12 protein-coding genes are annotated in these 15,662 nt (G+C 64.5%); 5 read left to right on the top strand and 7 right to left on the bottom strand.

Translation table 11 applies throughout. The features are described 5' to 3' along the window. The first annotated feature begins 28 nt into the window (after nt 1-28). From BVC93_RS03215 to BVC93_RS03205, 3 genes are all read left to right on the top strand, one after another. Nucleotides 29-889 carry a universal stress protein gene (locus tag BVC93_RS03215; protein ID WP_083740761.1) on the top strand — a complete coding sequence of 287 codons (861 nt, stop codon included), beginning with the start codon at nt 29-31 and terminating at the stop codon, nt 887-889. Beyond that, a complete protein-coding gene (locus tag BVC93_RS03210) occupies nt 886-2,379 on the top strand; it encodes an APC family permease (RefSeq protein WP_083735915.1) in 1,494 nt (497 codons plus the stop codon). The genes BVC93_RS03215 and BVC93_RS03210 overlap by 4 nt, the downstream gene beginning before the upstream one ends. A 103-nt stretch (nt 2,380-2,482) precedes the next feature. Continuing rightward, nucleotides 2,483-3,676, top strand: coding sequence for an enhanced intracellular survival protein Eis (locus BVC93_RS03205; RefSeq protein WP_083735914.1), 1,194 nt, complete (start codon nt 2,483-2,485; stop codon nt 3,674-3,676). A 29-nt stretch (nt 3,677-3,705) separates the two neighbouring features. On the opposite strand, the gene BVC93_RS03200 is transcribed toward BVC93_RS03205, so the two are convergent. Next, nucleotides 3,706-4,686 carry an Acg family FMN-binding oxidoreductase gene (locus BVC93_RS03200; protein WP_083735913.1) on the bottom strand — a complete coding sequence of 327 codons (981 nt, stop codon included), beginning with the start codon at nt 4,684-4,686 and terminating at the stop codon, nt 3,706-3,708. Nucleotides 4,687-4,792: 106 nt separating this feature from the next. Here BVC93_RS03200 and BVC93_RS03195 point away from each other — a divergent pair, with 106 nt between their 5' ends. Both BVC93_RS03195 and BVC93_RS03190 read left to right on the top strand, forming a co-directional pair. Continuing rightward, nucleotides 4,793-5,374, top strand: a complete 582-nt coding sequence (locus BVC93_RS03195) for a hypothetical protein (protein ID WP_083735912.1) — start codon at nt 4,793-4,795, stop codon at nt 5,372-5,374. Between the two features lie 57 nt (nt 5,375-5,431). Continuing rightward, entirely contained in the window at nt 5,432-8,725 is a 3,294-nt protein-coding gene (locus BVC93_RS03190) for an error-prone DNA polymerase (RefSeq protein WP_083735911.1), read from the top strand. A 164-nt stretch (nt 8,726-8,889) separates the two neighbouring features. Here the strand turns inward: BVC93_RS03190 and BVC93_RS03185 are convergent, their stop codons facing one another. From BVC93_RS03185 to BVC93_RS03160, 6 genes are read right to left on the bottom strand one after another with little or no spacing between them, the layout of a single operon-like run. Then, complete coding sequence (locus tag BVC93_RS03185) at nt 8,890-10,278, bottom strand: MFS transporter (protein WP_236950229.1); 1,389 nt, start codon at nt 10,276-10,278, stop codon at nt 8,890-8,892. Nucleotides 10,279-10,332: 54 nt separating this feature from the next. After that, nucleotides 10,333-10,971, bottom strand: a complete 639-nt coding sequence (locus BVC93_RS03180) for a response regulator (RefSeq protein ID WP_083735910.1) — start codon at nt 10,969-10,971, stop codon at nt 10,333-10,335. Then, nucleotides 10,968-12,149 carry a GAF domain-containing sensor histidine kinase gene (locus BVC93_RS03175; protein WP_083735909.1) on the bottom strand — a complete coding sequence of 394 codons (1,182 nt, stop codon included), beginning with the start codon at nt 12,147-12,149 and terminating at the stop codon, nt 10,968-10,970. The genes BVC93_RS03180 and BVC93_RS03175 overlap by 4 nt, the downstream gene beginning before the upstream one ends. Nucleotides 12,150-12,198: 49 nt before the next feature. Next, nucleotides 12,199-13,323: a glycoside hydrolase family 88 protein gene (locus BVC93_RS03170; RefSeq protein ID WP_083735908.1), complete on the bottom strand. Its 1,125-nt coding sequence runs from the start codon at nt 13,321-13,323 to the stop codon at nt 12,199-12,201. Beyond that, entirely contained in the window at nt 13,320-14,465 is a 1,146-nt protein-coding gene (locus BVC93_RS03165) for a zinc-binding dehydrogenase (RefSeq protein ID WP_083735907.1), read from the bottom strand. The genes BVC93_RS03170 and BVC93_RS03165 overlap by 4 nt, the downstream gene beginning before the upstream one ends. Then, entirely contained in the window at nt 14,462-15,658 is a 1,197-nt protein-coding gene (locus BVC93_RS03160) for a CaiB/BaiF CoA transferase family protein (RefSeq protein ID WP_083735906.1), read from the bottom strand. Before BVC93_RS03160 ends, BVC93_RS03165 begins: the two co-directional genes overlap by 4 nt. Nucleotides 15,659-15,662: the final 4 nt, after the last annotated feature.

Genomic DNA, 15,662 nt, shown 5'->3' with positions numbered 1-15,662 from the left:
GACACCCTCATCCGGCAGGATGATCCGCATGAGGCTCATCGTCGGTTACCTGGCCACTCCCAGCGGGGATGACGGCCTGGCGTTGGGGGTGCGGCTGGCCCGCACTCTCGGCGCCGCGCTGGACCTGTGCATGGTGGTGCCGCCGGACCGCGGATATGACCAGTTCCTGGCCGAGCAGGCGCAACAGTGGCTGGACGCCGCGGCGGCCACGGTGCCCGATGACGTGGAGGTCGCCACCCACGTCAGCTTCGGAGAATCCTTCGCCGAGGGGCTGATCGAGGAGTCGGCGCGCCTCGGTGCCGAGGCGATCGTCGTCGGCGCCGCCGGCGACGGTCTGATTGGTCGCTATTCGATCGGGTCGGTCACCGGTGAGTTGCTGCACTCGGCCCCGGTGCCGTTGGCGTTGGCCCCGCGAGGCACCCGGCATTCGAAGATCGAGAAGGTCAGGGAGGTCACCTGCGCGCTCGGTCGCCGCCAGGGTGCGGATCTACTGCTGAGTACCGCGGTCCGGGCCAGTGCGGCAGCAGGCACCCCGTTGCGGCTGGTGTCGCTGGTGGCGCTGGATCCGGTGTTCGGCTCGTTACGTGCTGATCCGGTCTCGGTGCGCGAACGGGCGATCGCCCATGCCCGCCAGACCCTCGATGCCGCCAAAGCTGAACTGCCCGAAGGGTTTCCGGTGGAGTCCACCATCGTCGAAGGGCCGTCGGTGGAAGCGGCGGTGAACAAACTCGACTGGCGTGACGGAGACCTGATCATGGTGGGATCCAGCAGGCTCGGCGCACCGAAGCGGCTGTTCCTCGGGTCCATGGCGGCCAAGATGCTGCGAGTGCTCGAGGTGCCTATGGTCGTCGTACCCCGCGAACAATTCGGAGAGGAGGATCTGCCATGACCGACCAGGACACCGTAGTTTCGTCCAAAGGACTGGCCACCGGCAAAGTCGGCACGTTCTCCGGTGCCATCCTGGGCATCTCGTCCGTGGCGCCGGGATACACGCTGACCGCCAGCATCGGCCTGATCGTTGCCGCGGTGGGACTTAAAATGCCCGCCATCTTCATCGCCGGCTTCATCCCGATGTTCCTCACCGCATACGCCTACCGTGAGCTGAACTCCCGCACTCCGGACTGCGGAGCGTCATTCACGTGGTCCACCAAGGCATTCGGGCCATACGTCGGCTGGATGTGTGGATGGGGCATGGTGATCGCGACCATCATCGTGCTGTCCAACCTGGCCGCCATCGCCGTCGAGTTCTTCTATCTGTTCATCGCTGAACTGGTGGACCAACCATCCATCGCCGATCTGGCCTACAACACGGCAGTCAACATCATCAGCACACTGGCCTTCCTGGGCCTGGCGACCTTCATCGCCAGCCGGGGTATCACCACCAGTGAGCGTGTGCAGTACGTACTGGTGGGTTTTCAGATGGTGGTGCTGGTCACCTTCGCCGTGGTGGCTATCGCCCATGTCGGCGCCGGTGATGCGCCCGCCGGGCTGAGTTTCGACCTGGACTGGTTCAACCCGTTCACCGGTTTGGCCATGGGCGCCTTCGTCATCGGCGTCACCGGGTCGATCTTCGCGTTCTGGGGCTGGGACACCTGCCTGACACTGGGGGAGGAGTCCAAGGATCCGACCAAGGTGCCCGGTAGGGCCGGATTACTCTGTGTTGTCTCGATTCTCATCACCTACCTGTTGGTCGCGGTCGCGGTGATGATGTACGCGGGCATCGGTACCGACGGCCTCGGTCTGGGCAACGAGGACAACAGCGCCAATGTCTTCGGTGCGTTGGCGGACCCGGTACTGGGTGACACCGGAGGCCTGGTGCTGTACCTCGCGGTGTTCGCCTCCTCGGTGGCCAGCCTGCAGACCACCTTCCTGCCCGCCGCCCGGGCAATGCTGGCGATGGGGGCCTACGGCGCCTTCCCGAAGAAGTTCTCCGAGGTGAGCCCGCGGTTTCTCACGCCGTCTTTCAGCACCGCCGTGGCAGGCCTGATCACGGGCGTCTTCTACACCGCGGTGAGCCTGCTGTCGGAGTCGGTGCTGTTGGACACCATTGCCGCACTGGGCATCATGATCTGCTGGTACTACGGCATCACGGCGTTTGCCTGTGTCTGGTACTTCCGTGGCGAACTGTTCTCCAGCGCGCACAACATCGTGTTCAAGTTCCTGTTCCCACTGCTGGGTGGGTTGATCCTGGCGGCGGTGTTCGTCATCTCCGTCAAGGAGAGCATGAACCCGGACAACGGCAGCGGCGCATCCATCGGCGGTATCGGGTTGGTGTTCTTCCTCGGCTTCGGGTTACTGCTGATCGGCGCAATCCTGATGCTGGTCATGCGCTCCCGCAGCCCCGCCTTCTTTCGTGGTGAGACCATCAGTGCCGACTGAGTTGCAGTACTGGACGATCACTGTGTGGCCGAGCAGGGTGTGTGCATTCCGGGACGCAGTTAATCGGTTGGGTTACACCGGAAGGTATGGCACTGTGGGCTGAATGAGCCAGTGGTCAGTGCGGTCGGCCACCGAGGACGACCGTATGTCGATGTTGCGTTTGGACGCAACCAGTTTCGGTGTCCATACACCACCAGAGAGTCAGCCGCCGTGGAAGGTGATGGCAGCTGACGAGGGCTCGGTGGTGGTTACCGACGGTGACGACGTCATCGGCACGGCCCTCTACCTGGATCTGGAGATGACGGTGCCCGGCGGTGCCCGGTTGCCGGTCGCCGGCGTATCTGCGGTAGCGGTGGCGCCCACGCACCGGCGCCGTGGCGTGCTGCGAGCGCTCTACACCGAACTGCACCAACGGATCGCCGACGCCGGTTATCCGATTGCCGGGCTCACGGCCAGTGAAGGCGGTATCTACGGCCGCTTCGAGTACGGCCCGGCCACCGTGGAACGCAGCCTGTCGGTGCAGCGGCGCTTTGCGGTGTTCCACGACGACGCCCCCGATGTCGGCGGCGTCCGCCTGATCGCCGCCGGTGAGCACCGCGACCAGATGATGGAGATCTACGAGCGCTGGCGCCTGCGTACTCCTGGCGGGTTGGCCTGCCCACCGGCGCTCTGGGATGACCTGCTGGCCGACCGGGAAGCCGACCGCAACGGGGGCAGTGCCTGGTACGCGCTGCTGCATCCGGACGGTTGTGCGCTGTACCGGGTGCATCGCGGCGACTCGATGGAGGTGCGCGTGGAGGCGATGACGGCCGTGACACCGCAGGCGCACGCCGCGCTCTGGCGGACCCTGCTGGGTCTGGACCTGATGGAGAAGGTCCACATCGACACCCATCCGGCCGATCCGCTGCCGTACCTGCTGGTGGACTCACGCCAAGTGAGGACCACCGCACAGGTCGATGCCCTCTGGCTGCGGATCATGGACATTCCGGCCGCACTGCAGGCCCGCACGTATCTGGCCGACGTGCACGTGGTGATCGATGTCGTGGACCGGTTCCGCCGCGACGGTGGCCGGTTCGCTGTCGACATCACCGGTGGGCACGCCCAGTGTGTGCCCACCGACGCGCCGTTCGATCTGCAGATGAATCTGGATGTCCTCGGCAGTATCTACCTGGGCACACATACTGTGCGGGAGCTTGCTGCCGCCAACCGGATTCGCTGCGCCACCGCGGAACTGCTGATGCCGACGGACTTGGCGTTCGGCAGTGCAGTGCCGGCCGAACTCGGGTTCCATTTCTGAGGCTCGCGGCCTCGGCCTTCGGCGGTGCTCTACCGCTGCGCCCGCAGGATGTCCTGAAGTTCGCGTCGTGGGGTCAGTTCGGTGGGCAGGTCGAGCTCGGCAGCCCGGCCCACCCGGATCAGCACCTGTGGAACGCCGGCACGTCCGATCAGCTCGGCCACCACCGACCGGGCGGCAGGCAGTTCGGTCACATGGGTCACCGTGCAGGTCGCCAACCCGGCTGCGGTGCATTCCAGCAAAACAGTCGACAGGGCCTGTCCGCAGGCCAGTGCGTCGGCACGGGTGTCCTCGGGCGTCGACAACACCAGGACCACTGCCTCGTCGCTGTCCACATGGCTACGCGGCGGGTGGGCGCTGGCCGGGAAGTTGCGGTTGGCCGGCACCCGGTCATTGTCGGTGACGCCGTTGAGCAAGTCCGGTGGAATTCCTTGATCCAGCTCGAAAGGTGCCGTCCACCAGTCCAGTTCGGTTTGATAGCCGGCGTCTTGTCGCCGCGTGGCCTCGGTGAGTGCCGATGCCTCGAGCAGTTGGGGCAGCAGGATCTCCGGTAGAACGCTCAGCCGTACGGCGTCGGGATCCAGCAGGTGTTCGAGCACGGGGATCAGCACGTTCAGCCCGTCCGGTGCCCGGAATGGGAGCCGGTCGGTGCGGCGGTGCAAGATCGCCGCGGCCCGGGCCCTGGTGGCCGCGGACACGAACTCGGCCGGCCAGAATTCCACCGACGCCAGGTGCTCGGGGCGGTTGGGATCCGGGAACCTCTCGACGAATGTCTGCCACCCGGACGCAGCGGCCGCCACCTGCAGATGATCCAGTGCCGCACCACAACTGATCAATGCTTCACGCCCGCCGCGGTCGGTGTTGCGGACGATGCGGCTGCGGTCGAGATACAACCGCAACCGGTTGCCGTCCACCACCCACTGCCAGGGCTGACTGTTGTGCAGTGACGGTGCCCGGCCCGCGAGTTCGACGGTCTTTTTGATCAGTTCGATGTTCACCGTCGTAGCGCTCATGTCTCAATGGTGACCCCGAGCGCACGGTGTCGATAGGGCGTTGGGTCCCGCCGATCAGGGACCAACGGCACTGGATCCGCACCGGTGGTCGGCTCACGCTGAAGGCATGATGATCGTGGAAGCGACACAGCCGCGCTACGACGCGATCCTGGTCCGGCATGCCGTGGTGGACGCCGATCCGGCGCACACCCTGGAAGCGGCGGCCGGTCTCGACCTGCTGACGGTGCGTACACCACTGCTGGTGGCTGCCATGTGGATTCGTGGGCTGCCTGCGAAACTCACCGGGACGACGCCGCTGCAACCGCCGTCACTGGTCATCGCCGACGGCGGCCTGCCCGGCTGGCTGGTGCTGGGGCGCGACGAGCGGGAGATCGCCTTCGGGGCGGTGGGTCGGTTCTGGACGCCGGTGATCGAGTGGCGTGATGTGCCGCGTGAGGAGTTCGCCGCCTTCGACGAGCCGGGGTGGGGCAAGATCGTCGCCAATCTGTCGGTGCGGCCTTACGGAAATCAGCGCACGCTGCTCAGTTACGAGTGCCGCACCGTCATCACCGACGCTCGGTCGCGGCGGCGCTTCCAGCTCTACTGGCTGGTGGTCAGGCCGTTCGTTGCGCACATCATGGGAGCCACGTTGGCCGCGGCGAAGGCCGACGCCGAGTCCACCCTTGCCTGCGGTGTCGATCGAGCTTGAGGTGTGGGTGCCCGGACACCACCTGTGCTTCGAACAATTGTTCTATAGACTCTCCGGGTGGGCTGGCACAACGGGCCTCCGAGCTGGGGCGAAATGGAGCGGGTGCTCAACAGCAAGCCGCGTCGTGCGGGCATGCCGTTGGGGGAGCCTGCGGGAGACGGCGGCGACAGTCCGGCCTGGTCCAGTAAACGGGTGGCGTTCGAGCCGGGGGAGCAGCGGCGACTCCGCTCCCGGGTGCCCTTCGCCGAACTGCACACCCATTCCGCCTACAGCTTCCTCGACGGCGCCAGCACTCCCGAAGAACTGGTCGAGGAGGCCGCACGCCTGGACCTGCAGGCCATCGCGCTGACCGACCACGACGGTCTCTACGGCGTGGTGCGGTTCGCTGAGGCCGCCCGCGAGCTGGACATGCAGACCGTCTTCGGCGCCGAACTGTCTCTGGGCAACGGCGCCCGCACCGAGGTGCCCGATCCCGCGGGGCCGCACCTGCTGGTGCTGGCACGGGGGCCGGAGGGCTATCGCCGGCTGTCGCGGCACATCTCGGCCGCTCACCTTGCCGGTGGTGAGAAGGGCAAACCGCAGTACGACTTCGACGCCCTGACCGAGGCGGCGGGCGGGCACTGGCACATCCTCACCGGTTGTCGCAAAGGTCATGTGCAGCAGGCATTGTCGACGGGGGGACCTGCGGAGGCCGAGAAAGCCCTGGCTGACCTGGTGGACCGGTTCGGGGCCCATCGGGTCAGTGTGGAGCTGACCCATCACGGGCATCCGCGCGACGATGAACGCAATGCCGCCCTGGCGGCGTTGGCGCCGAAGTTCGGGGTCGGTCTGGTGGCCACCACCGGAGCGCATTTCGCCGCGCCGGAGCGTGGCAGGCTGGCCATGGCGATGGGAGCCATCCGCGCCCGCAAGTCCCTCGATGAAGCAGCGGGTTGGCTGGCCCCCCTGGGCGGGGCGCATCTGCGTTCCGGTGACGAGATGGCCCGGCTGTTCGCCCAACATCCCGAAAGCATCACCGCCGCAGCAGAACTGGGGCAGCAGTGCGCTTTCGGGTTGCAGCTCATCGCCCCCCGGCTGCCACCCTTCGACGTCCCGGACGGGCACACCGAGGACAGCTACCTGCGTGAGCTGGCCATGGAAGGCGCTGCGCGACGATACGGGCCACGCGATGGCGCCCCGCGGGCATACGCGCAGATCGAACGCGAACTCGACATCATCTCCCGGCTGGACTTCCCCGGCTATTTCCTGGTGGTCAACGACATCACCCGGTTCTGCCGCGACAACAAGATCCTGTGCCAGGGCCGAGGGTCGGCGGCCAACTCCGCGGTCTGCTACGCCCTCGGGGTCACCGCCATCGACCCTGTTGCCAACGATCTGTTGTTCGAGCGTTTCCTCTCTCCGGCGCGCGACGGGCCACCCGATATCGACATCGACATCGAATCCGACCTGCGTGAACACGCCATTCAGTACGTCTACCAGAAGTACGGACGTGACTACGCCGCGCAGGTGGCCAACGTCATCACCTACCGCGGGCGCAGTGCCGTCCGTGACATGGCACGCGCACTGGGTTTTTCGCAGGGCCAGCAGGACGCCTGGAGCAAGCAGATCAGTCGGTGGGACGGGTTGGCTGATTCTCCGGATGTTGACGGCATCCCGGAACCGGTGATCGACCTCGCGCTGCAGATCAAGAACCTGCCGCGGCACATGGGCATCCACTCCGGCGGCATGGTGATCTGCGACCGCCCCATTGCCGACGTATGCCCGGTGGAATGGGCCCGCATGGAGAACCGCAGTGTGTTGCAGTGGGACAAAGACGACTGTGCGGCAATAGGTCTGGTGAAGTTCGACCTGCTGGGCCTCGGCATGCTCTCGGCCATGCACTACGCCGTGGACCTGCTGGAGGAACACAAAGGCATCGAGGTGGACTTCGCCACCTTGGACCTGTCCGAACCGGCCGTCTACGAAATGCTGCAGAAAGCCGATTCCGTCGGGGTGTTCCAGGTGGAGTCACGTGCGCAGATGGCCACCCTGCCGCGGCTGAAACCGCGTGTCTTCTACGACCTGGTGGTCGAAGTGGCGCTGATCCGGCCCGGGCCCATCCAAGGCAACTCGGTGCACCCGTACATCAACCGCCGCAACGGTGTCGAGCCGGTGATCTACGACCATCCGTCTATGGAGCCCGCTCTGCGGAAGACGTTGGGGGTGCCGCTGTTTCAGGAGCAGCTGATGCAGCTGGCCGTCGACTGCGCGGGTTTCACCGCCGCCGAGGCCGACCAGCTGCGTCGCGCCATGGGGTCCAAACGCTCCACCGAGAAGATGCGCAGGCTGCGCGGCCGGTTCTACGACGGCATGCAGCAGCTGCACGGCATCACCGGCCCGCTGGCTGACCGCATTTACGAAAAGTTGGAGGCATTCGCCAATTTTGGTTTCCCGGAGAGTCATTCGCTGAGCTTCGCGTCGCTGGTGTTCTACTCCTCGTGGCTGAAACTGCACCATCCGGCGGCGTTCTGCGCGGCGCTGCTGCGGGCGCAGCCCATGGGGTTCTACTCGTCGCAGTCTCTGGTGGCCGACGCACGCAGACACGGCGTTCTGGTCCACGGCCCCGACGTCAACGCCAGCCTGGCTCACCCCACGCTGGAGAATGCGGGCACCGAGGTGCGCCTCGGGCTCGGCGAGGTCCGCCACATCGGTGAGGGCCTGGCGCAGAAGATCGTCGATCAGCGAAACGCACACGGGCCCTTCAGTTCCCTGCTGGATCTCACCGGCCGGGTGCAGCTGTCCGTGCCACAAACCGAGGCGCTGGCCACCGCAGGCGCGCTGGGCTGCTTCGGAATCACCCGGCGAGAGGGGCTGTGGGCGGCCGGTGCGGCCGCGGCGGAGCGGCCCGACCGATTGCCCGGAGTGGGGTCGTCGTCGCATGTGCCCACCCTGCCCGGCATGAGTGACGTGGAACTGGCCGCCTCCGACGTCTGGGCCACCGGCGTCTCCCCGGACAGTTTCCCGACGCAGTTCCTCCGGGAGGATCTGGACGCTCTGGGCGTGGTGCCCGCCAACCGACTGCTGGACGTGCCCGACGGCACCCGCATCCTGATCGCCGGTGCGGTGACGCACCGGCAGCGACCTGCCACGGCGCAGGGGGTGACGTTCCTGGGTTTGGAGGACGAGACCGGGTTGATGAACGTGCTGTGTTCACCCGGGGTGTGGGGGCGGCATCGGCGGTTGGCGCAGACCGCGTCGGCGCTGATGATCCGTGGCATCGTCCAGAACGCCTCCGGCGCGGTCACCGTGGTGGCCGACCGGATGGAGAAGCTGACGATGCGAGTTGCCTCGAAGTCGCGGGATTTCCGCTGACCTGACCAAGCCCGTGGGGTGAATGGTTGTGGGTGCATCGCGATTCACACATCCCTTCCTGTGGGCGGTGATGACATTTACGCCGATGAGTTCGAAGCCTGAGCCGGGGGAGCGCGGTCCCGAGGACGTTTCGCGCCAGCTGATGCATTCCCCGCAGGCGCCGGTTAGCCGGAAATCGGCGAGATTCGGTCTTTCTCCGTGGCGTCGTCACCGTCAGGCAGGTTGTGCCGGTACGTCTCTCGCATCGCGATCACGCACACCACGGACACGGTGCACATCACGACCATGAACAGCGCCACAGCGACATACGAACCTGTCCGATTGAGCAGGTATGTCGCAACAATCGGCGCGGGCGCGCTGGAGGCAAGAGTTCCGATCGTGTATCCGAACGAGATCCCGGTGTATCGGATGCGCGTGTCGAATGCCTCGGCGAAGAAGGCAGCCAGCGGCCCGTAAGACGTCGCAAAGGCGACACAGAACACCACGTATCCGATCAATGCCAACCCGAACGATCCCGTATTGACCATCCAGAACCACGGAAAGGTGAACCCGAGCATCGCAAAGACGCCGGTCAGGAACACCGGCTTGCGCCCATATGAGTCCGACAGTTTGCCGAACATGGGCAACGCAACAAAAGTGACCGCCATAGCGACGAGCACGATTGCCAGCATCTGGTTGCGCGTGAAACCAACCTGGGACACTCCATAACTCAGGCCGAACACTGTCGCACCGTAAAAGGTCACACCGATAGCGAAGTATGCGCCGCACGTCAGCAGGACTTGCTGGGGGTATTGCCGAAGCACCAGGCGGATGGGAAGCTTCTCCAACTTCGCATCATTCTTGACGCGATCGAAGTTCGGACTCTCGCCGACTTGCAGCCTCACGAAAAGGCCTATGGCGACAAACAATCCGCCGATCAGGAAGGGAACACGCCAACCCCAGGACTCGAACTGTTCGGTAGAGAGGCCGGCCATCATCAGGAATACCGCATTGCCCAGGATCAACCCGGCCGGAACCCCCATCTGCACCCAACTGCCGTAGAAACCGCGTTTGTCGGCCGGCGCGTGTTCGACGGCCATGAGGATTGCGCCGCCGATTTCACCACCCAGCGCGAACCCTTGGACGAAGCGCAGCGTCACCAGGATGATTGGCGCTGCTACGCCGATGGTCTCGTAACTCGGCAGCAGTCCGATGGCCAGTGTGGTCAGTCCCATGATCGTCAACGTGATGACGAGCATCGACTTGCGTCCGATCCGATCTCCGAAGTGTCCGAACACGATGCCACCGACCGGGCGTGCGAGGAACGCAGCAGAGAAGGTAGCGAACGCGAGCAAAGTTCCTATCAGAGAGTCGAATTCAGGAAAGAAGATCTTGTTGAACACCAGTCCTGCCGCGGTGCCGTAGATGAAGAAGTCGTACCATTCGACGGTTGTACCGACCCCGCTGGCCAGGCCAACCTTCTGCGTTTCGGACATTTTGAACATATATGGCCTCCGTTGCCACGAGTGCACAGCGATTCCTGTGGCTTGCAATATATGAGTGATCCGGGCCACACAACATCTCCAGGTGGAGAGGTGTACTTTGAACCGTCGTCTGACGAAATGCGTTCAGAGCAAGCGGAGTTCGTGCGCACGCGCGATTGCTTCGACACGGTTGCGTGCATTCAGCTTCTGCATCGCACTCTGCAGATAGGTCTTGACGGTGTTGCGCGCGAGTAACAGTTCCTGAGCAATCTCAGGATTACTGTTTCCCATTGCCGCAAAACGCAATACCTCGTACTCGCGACGGGTCAGACCCGCCCGGTGCAAAGCCTCCGATGTCGCGGCTTTGCGCGACCCAGCCAACCTCGGGTCCACAACCCGGATTCCACTGGACACTCGGTGGATCGCCGTGGCGAAGTCCTGTCCGCTGATGTCCTTGACAAGGCACCCGTCCGCGCCCGCCTCCATCAACAGGTCGATGGCACCATGATCAGCGAACGCGGTGAACAGCAGTATCCGCGCGTGTCGTGCGACCCGGCGCAATCGTGTGATCAGTTCGGGGGCCGGGATGTCGGGGAGTCGCAGGTCGAGCAGGATGACGTCGATCGGCAAGCTACGGGCCAACTCGACGGCCTCCGCCCCGCTCAGCGCACCTCCGACCACCTCGAGTCCTGGGTCCTGCCGGGCCAGGAGTTCCACTCCGCCGCGCACGATGGGGTGGTCGTCGACGACAAAGATGCGGATCGTCCTCGAGTCTTGGGTCATGCACCCGAGCTATCGATCACGCGGACCCAGCCGCGCACGGTGGTCCCACTCTCCTCGTCGCTGACGACAGACACCCCGCCACCAAGCCTTTCCAGCCGTCCCATGGCCAAGCTGAGGCCCAATTGACTGCTACACGAACGGTCTTCGGCCGGGTCCACGCCGCAGCCGTCGTCGCTGACAACGACCGTGACCGTGCCTAAACGCACTGACAGGCTGACCACGACTGTGGAGGCATCGGCGTGCTTCTCGATGTTGACAAGGGCCTCGCGCACCAAGCGCTGCAGGGCGTCTACGCGGCTGCTGTCCAGATCCGGGGATTCCGTCAGAGGCAGAAAGCGGGCTGGGATACCGGTCCGCAGCGCAAAAGCCTGGCAATCTTCCTCGATACTCACCGGCAGTTCCCGTTCAGGCGGACGCGAGCTCAGGTCCGTCAGCGATCTGCGAATCGAAGCGTTGACGGCATGCACTTGAACGGTGATGTCCTGCAGCCGATCGTGGATTGCCTGGGTGTCAGCAATCGCCCGCAGACTCTGTAACTCGGCACCGATCCGGAACAGGACCGGGCTGACCGAATCGTGCAGGGCTTCGGCGAGTCGATTGCGCTCGGCCTCGACCGCCAGTTCGGTCTGAGCAGCCACGCGCGCAGCACTGACGATGGTGACGGCGGCAGTGGCGGCCGTCGATTCGATCTCGGCGATAACCCGATCACCAAAAGACGAATATTCTCGGGTCCCCACGTACACGGCGCCTAGCACCCGATCTTCGTAGATCATGGGCACCGCCAGCATGCCACGGAGTGACTCCTGCGCCACGAGCTCGTCGAAATCATGCGTGATCCCGGTGTCCGAGAGGTAGTCCCTGACCCATACCGGCTTGCGGAGCAAGATACTCTTTCCGCCGAGGCCGACGCCTTCCGGCACCACCAGACGGTGCAAAGCCTTGCTCTTTGTCCCCTGCCAGTTTCGGTGCACCATCGCCCCACCGAATTCGATGCGGCCGACCAGCGACATGTCGAAGTCGCCGATCTCCCGGATGCGCTGGCCCGCCAATGTCATGGCAGCCGATTCGTCCGTCAACACGAGCAGTTCGGGATGCATGATTCCCAGCGCGTCCAAGGTGGAGGTGCTGACGCCCGAATGCTTGAACTCGTGGGCTGCGATACCTGTGGTTTCGAACACCGGCGTTCCTCGATTCCCCGGCACTGAACATCCGTTCATGTCAACTGGGTCATAATTTCAGATTATCGACCCGGCCGTCCAGGCTGAGCAGGCACTCGAGCAAGAAGTAATCGCCCCAAATCAATTCATTGCTGGTGGCGAAGTCCCTGCGTTTGTCAAAACATCCGTGGGTGAGGATACCTGCCGGTCTGCCGTCCTTCGGACCCGTCGGCGTGAGGTGTTCGACCAGCGCGTCTACGTGGGCGACCGCCCTGTCCCGGAAGTCCGGCCGGTCAGGGACCAGTCGGGCGAGCTTGAGCAGAGCGGCTGCCGCAATAGCGGTGGCGGACGTATCGATCGGAATATCTGGTCCGCTACCGGCGTCGAAATCCCACGACACTATCGGCACATCTGGCGTGCGGTCCATCCACCAATCGGCCACGCTGACCGCGATCGGTAGGAAAGACGCTGACGCCCACTGGGCTGCCTGGGCGTATGCCAACATTGCCCAGGCCTGTGCCCGGCCCCAGGTGCTGTCGTCTGTCATGCCCTTGTGTGTGTACCGCTGCAACAGAGCGCCGTTCGATTCGTCGAACTGCGCAGATTGACAGACCGAATTATCCTCGCGGACGCAGAATTCGATGTGCCGTTGCGCGTGGCGGATCGCAGTGTCGAGAAACCGTGGGTCGTCGGTCTGTGTTGCCGCCCATGCCAACAAAGCGACGGTTCCCGGGACGGCGTCGATGTTCGCGGCGCAACTGCCCACGGCGTCCGCTTCTTCTGCTTCCTCGCCAAGAGGAATGATGCCGACTCGATCGTTGAAGCTGACGAGCAGGCCCCGAGCCCCTGCCAGAGCAGTGCGGGCGGCAGGAGCGCTTCCGGTCACCAGATGGTTGACAGCTGCTCCGTACCAGAAGAGGAATCCACGGAAGGCGGTGTCGGAGTTCTGCCGGGGCAGAACCTGTTCGGTAATCGTGTCGGCGAGTCGCGACAGGCGTTCATCACCGGACGCCACGTAGCCGAGTGAAGCCATACCGCCCCAGAACCCTCCCGTCCAGTTTCCGTCGACCGTGGTGGTCCATTCACCGGTTGCGGGGTCACCGTGGTGCGGGAACATTCCTCTGGTCTGCTTGGCGGTCGAGTCGATACGTTCGAGCATGGATTCGATGGCGGCGGTGTAGCGGGCGTCGGTCATGAACGGCCCGCCGTCACGAGTACCGACTTGAGGGAGCGTCCTTCCCGCATGTCGCCCATGGCCTTTTCGGCCTGCTCGAGCGGGTACTCGGTGACCATCGAGGCAAGGTCGAACCGGGTGACCAGTAGGGGCAGCGCCTCGACGTATTCGAGGTGGTTACGGGGGGAGAACGCCCAGCTGCCCAGCACTTGAAGCTGCTTTTTCGTGATGTAGTGAGGATTGATCGGAGTGGTGCCGTGGTCGGTGTACTGTCCGACGACGACATACTTGCCGCCGCGCCGGGTGATGTCGATGCCTTCCGACACTGCTGTCGGGACGCCGGCTGCCTCGACAACCAGGTCGGCACCGCGGCCGCCCGTCGTGTGCGCGAGAACTCGGTCGAGACGGGCGGCTCGATCCGGCTCAGCAAAGATGTCGATGTGGACGTCGCCGATGCCGGCCGCCCGCGCGACTTCAAGGCGACGGGAGGGTCCGCCGACGATGATCACCTTGGCCGCACCGGCCAGTGTGGCGAACATGGCGCAGGCCAATCCAACCGGCCCGCTGCCCTGTATCACCACGGTATCGCCATGCTCCGGTCTCGCGATGCCGTTGACCGCGTGAACCGCCGTCGGTCCGGCGCACCCAAGGGCGATCACCTGTTGCGGGGTCACTGAGGACGGGATTCGGACGATCGTAGAGCCGGGCTGGAGGTAGATCTGCTCGGACCAGCCCCCCGAGAGGTGCGGCCAAACGTCCGACGACTGGTTGATTCCGTATACCTTGCGGGTCTCACACAGCGACGGTTCCTGTTCCTCCTGGCAGTAAAAGCACTGTCCGCACGGAATATTGGAAGCCCATGACACCGCGTCCCCAACGCGGAGCTGCTCGCCACGCGCATCCCTGGTGACTCCCTCGCCGAGGGCACGCACTCGGCCCACTGCCTCGTGGCCGAGGATCACCGGTACCGGAATGGTCAGTCGACCCTGCTGCAGGTGGAGGTCCGTTCCACAGACTCCTGCGTGTGTCACCTCCACAACGACAGCGCCGGCGGCGGGCTGAGTAAACGGAAACGTACGCGCCGTCACGGCATGCCCGAACTCTTCGAGAACCATGGCAGTGGCCGTGCCGGATGTCGGGTCGATTGCTGTCGTGTTGGTCATCGAATCACTTCCTTGCTCCGCAAATCCTGAACCTGCGACGGTGACAGCCCGAGCTCGTGCAGGATCTCCTCTGAATGCTCACCGACTTTCGGGGCGCCCCGGCGCACCCGGGTGGGTGTACGTGACAGGGAAACCGGATTGCCCATCAGCCGGGTCGTCCGGACACCTTCGACATCAACATCGACCAACACGCCGTTGTGCCGGGTTTGGGGATGATCAAGTGCCTCTTTCAGAGTGAGCAGGGGCGCGCACAGGAGATCAACCGCATCGAAGCGTTCCGCCGCCTCTGCTGTGCTCAGCTTCGCGACAAGTGGACGCAGCACCGCATTGGCGGCTTCCTTGTTGTCGGCCTGGAGTTGCGGTGAGCCGAACGCGGGCTGGATGGACAGATCGTCGATGCCCAACGCTTTGGACGCAAGCTGCAGGGGGTTTTCCCGAAACAGCCCCAGCACCAGGAGCATACCGTCTGTCGTCTCGAAGATACCGCTGTACCAATCAGTTACCCAATTGGTTTCGCGCTCGTTCATGAGCAAGGTCGAACTCTCGAGAGTCTGCAGCGACATCGCCGTGTCGAAGAGGTTCACGCTGACCTTCTGGCCGCGACCGGAGCGCTCGCGCTCGAACAATGCCGCCAGAATCCCCTGAGCCAGGGCCATTCCGGACGCGTAATCGACCATCGGTACCGGGTGCACGTAGGCGGAGATCGACGGGTCGCCGCACGACCTCGCCATCCCGCTCAGCGCTTGCGCGAGCATGTCCTGTCCGGCCTTGTGGGCGTATGGTCCGGTTTCCCCGAATCCGGTTGCGGTTCCGTAGACGAGTCTGGGATAGCGCTCGTGCAGGTCGTCGTAGGTCAACCCCAGCCGCTGTACCGCCGCGGTTCGATAACTGTGGATGAGGACGTCCGTATCTACCAATAGCTGATGCAGAATCTCCTTCCCCTCATCGGATTTCAGGTTCAGCGCGATGCTGCGCTTGTTTCGGTTGACCGCAGCGAAGTACGCGCTGGGACGACGCGCCTGCAGCGAGTCGCGATCAAGGCCTCGCAACATGTCGCCCGTGGCGCCCCGCTCGACCTTGATCACCTCGGCCCCGAGGTCGCCGAGCACCTGCGCGGCGACGGGGCCTTGCATGATCTCGCCCAGATCGAGTACGCGCACACCGCTGAGGGCTTGCGATCCAGAGTGCTGCACAATG

The sequence above is a fragment of the Mycobacterium sp. MS1601 genome, from assembly GCF_001984215.1.
Classification (GTDB): Bacteria; Actinomycetota; Actinomycetes; order Mycobacteriales; family Mycobacteriaceae; genus Mycobacterium.
The sequence above is the reverse complement of the archived record's forward strand: the minus strand, read 5'-3'. Positions and strand labels throughout refer to the sequence as shown.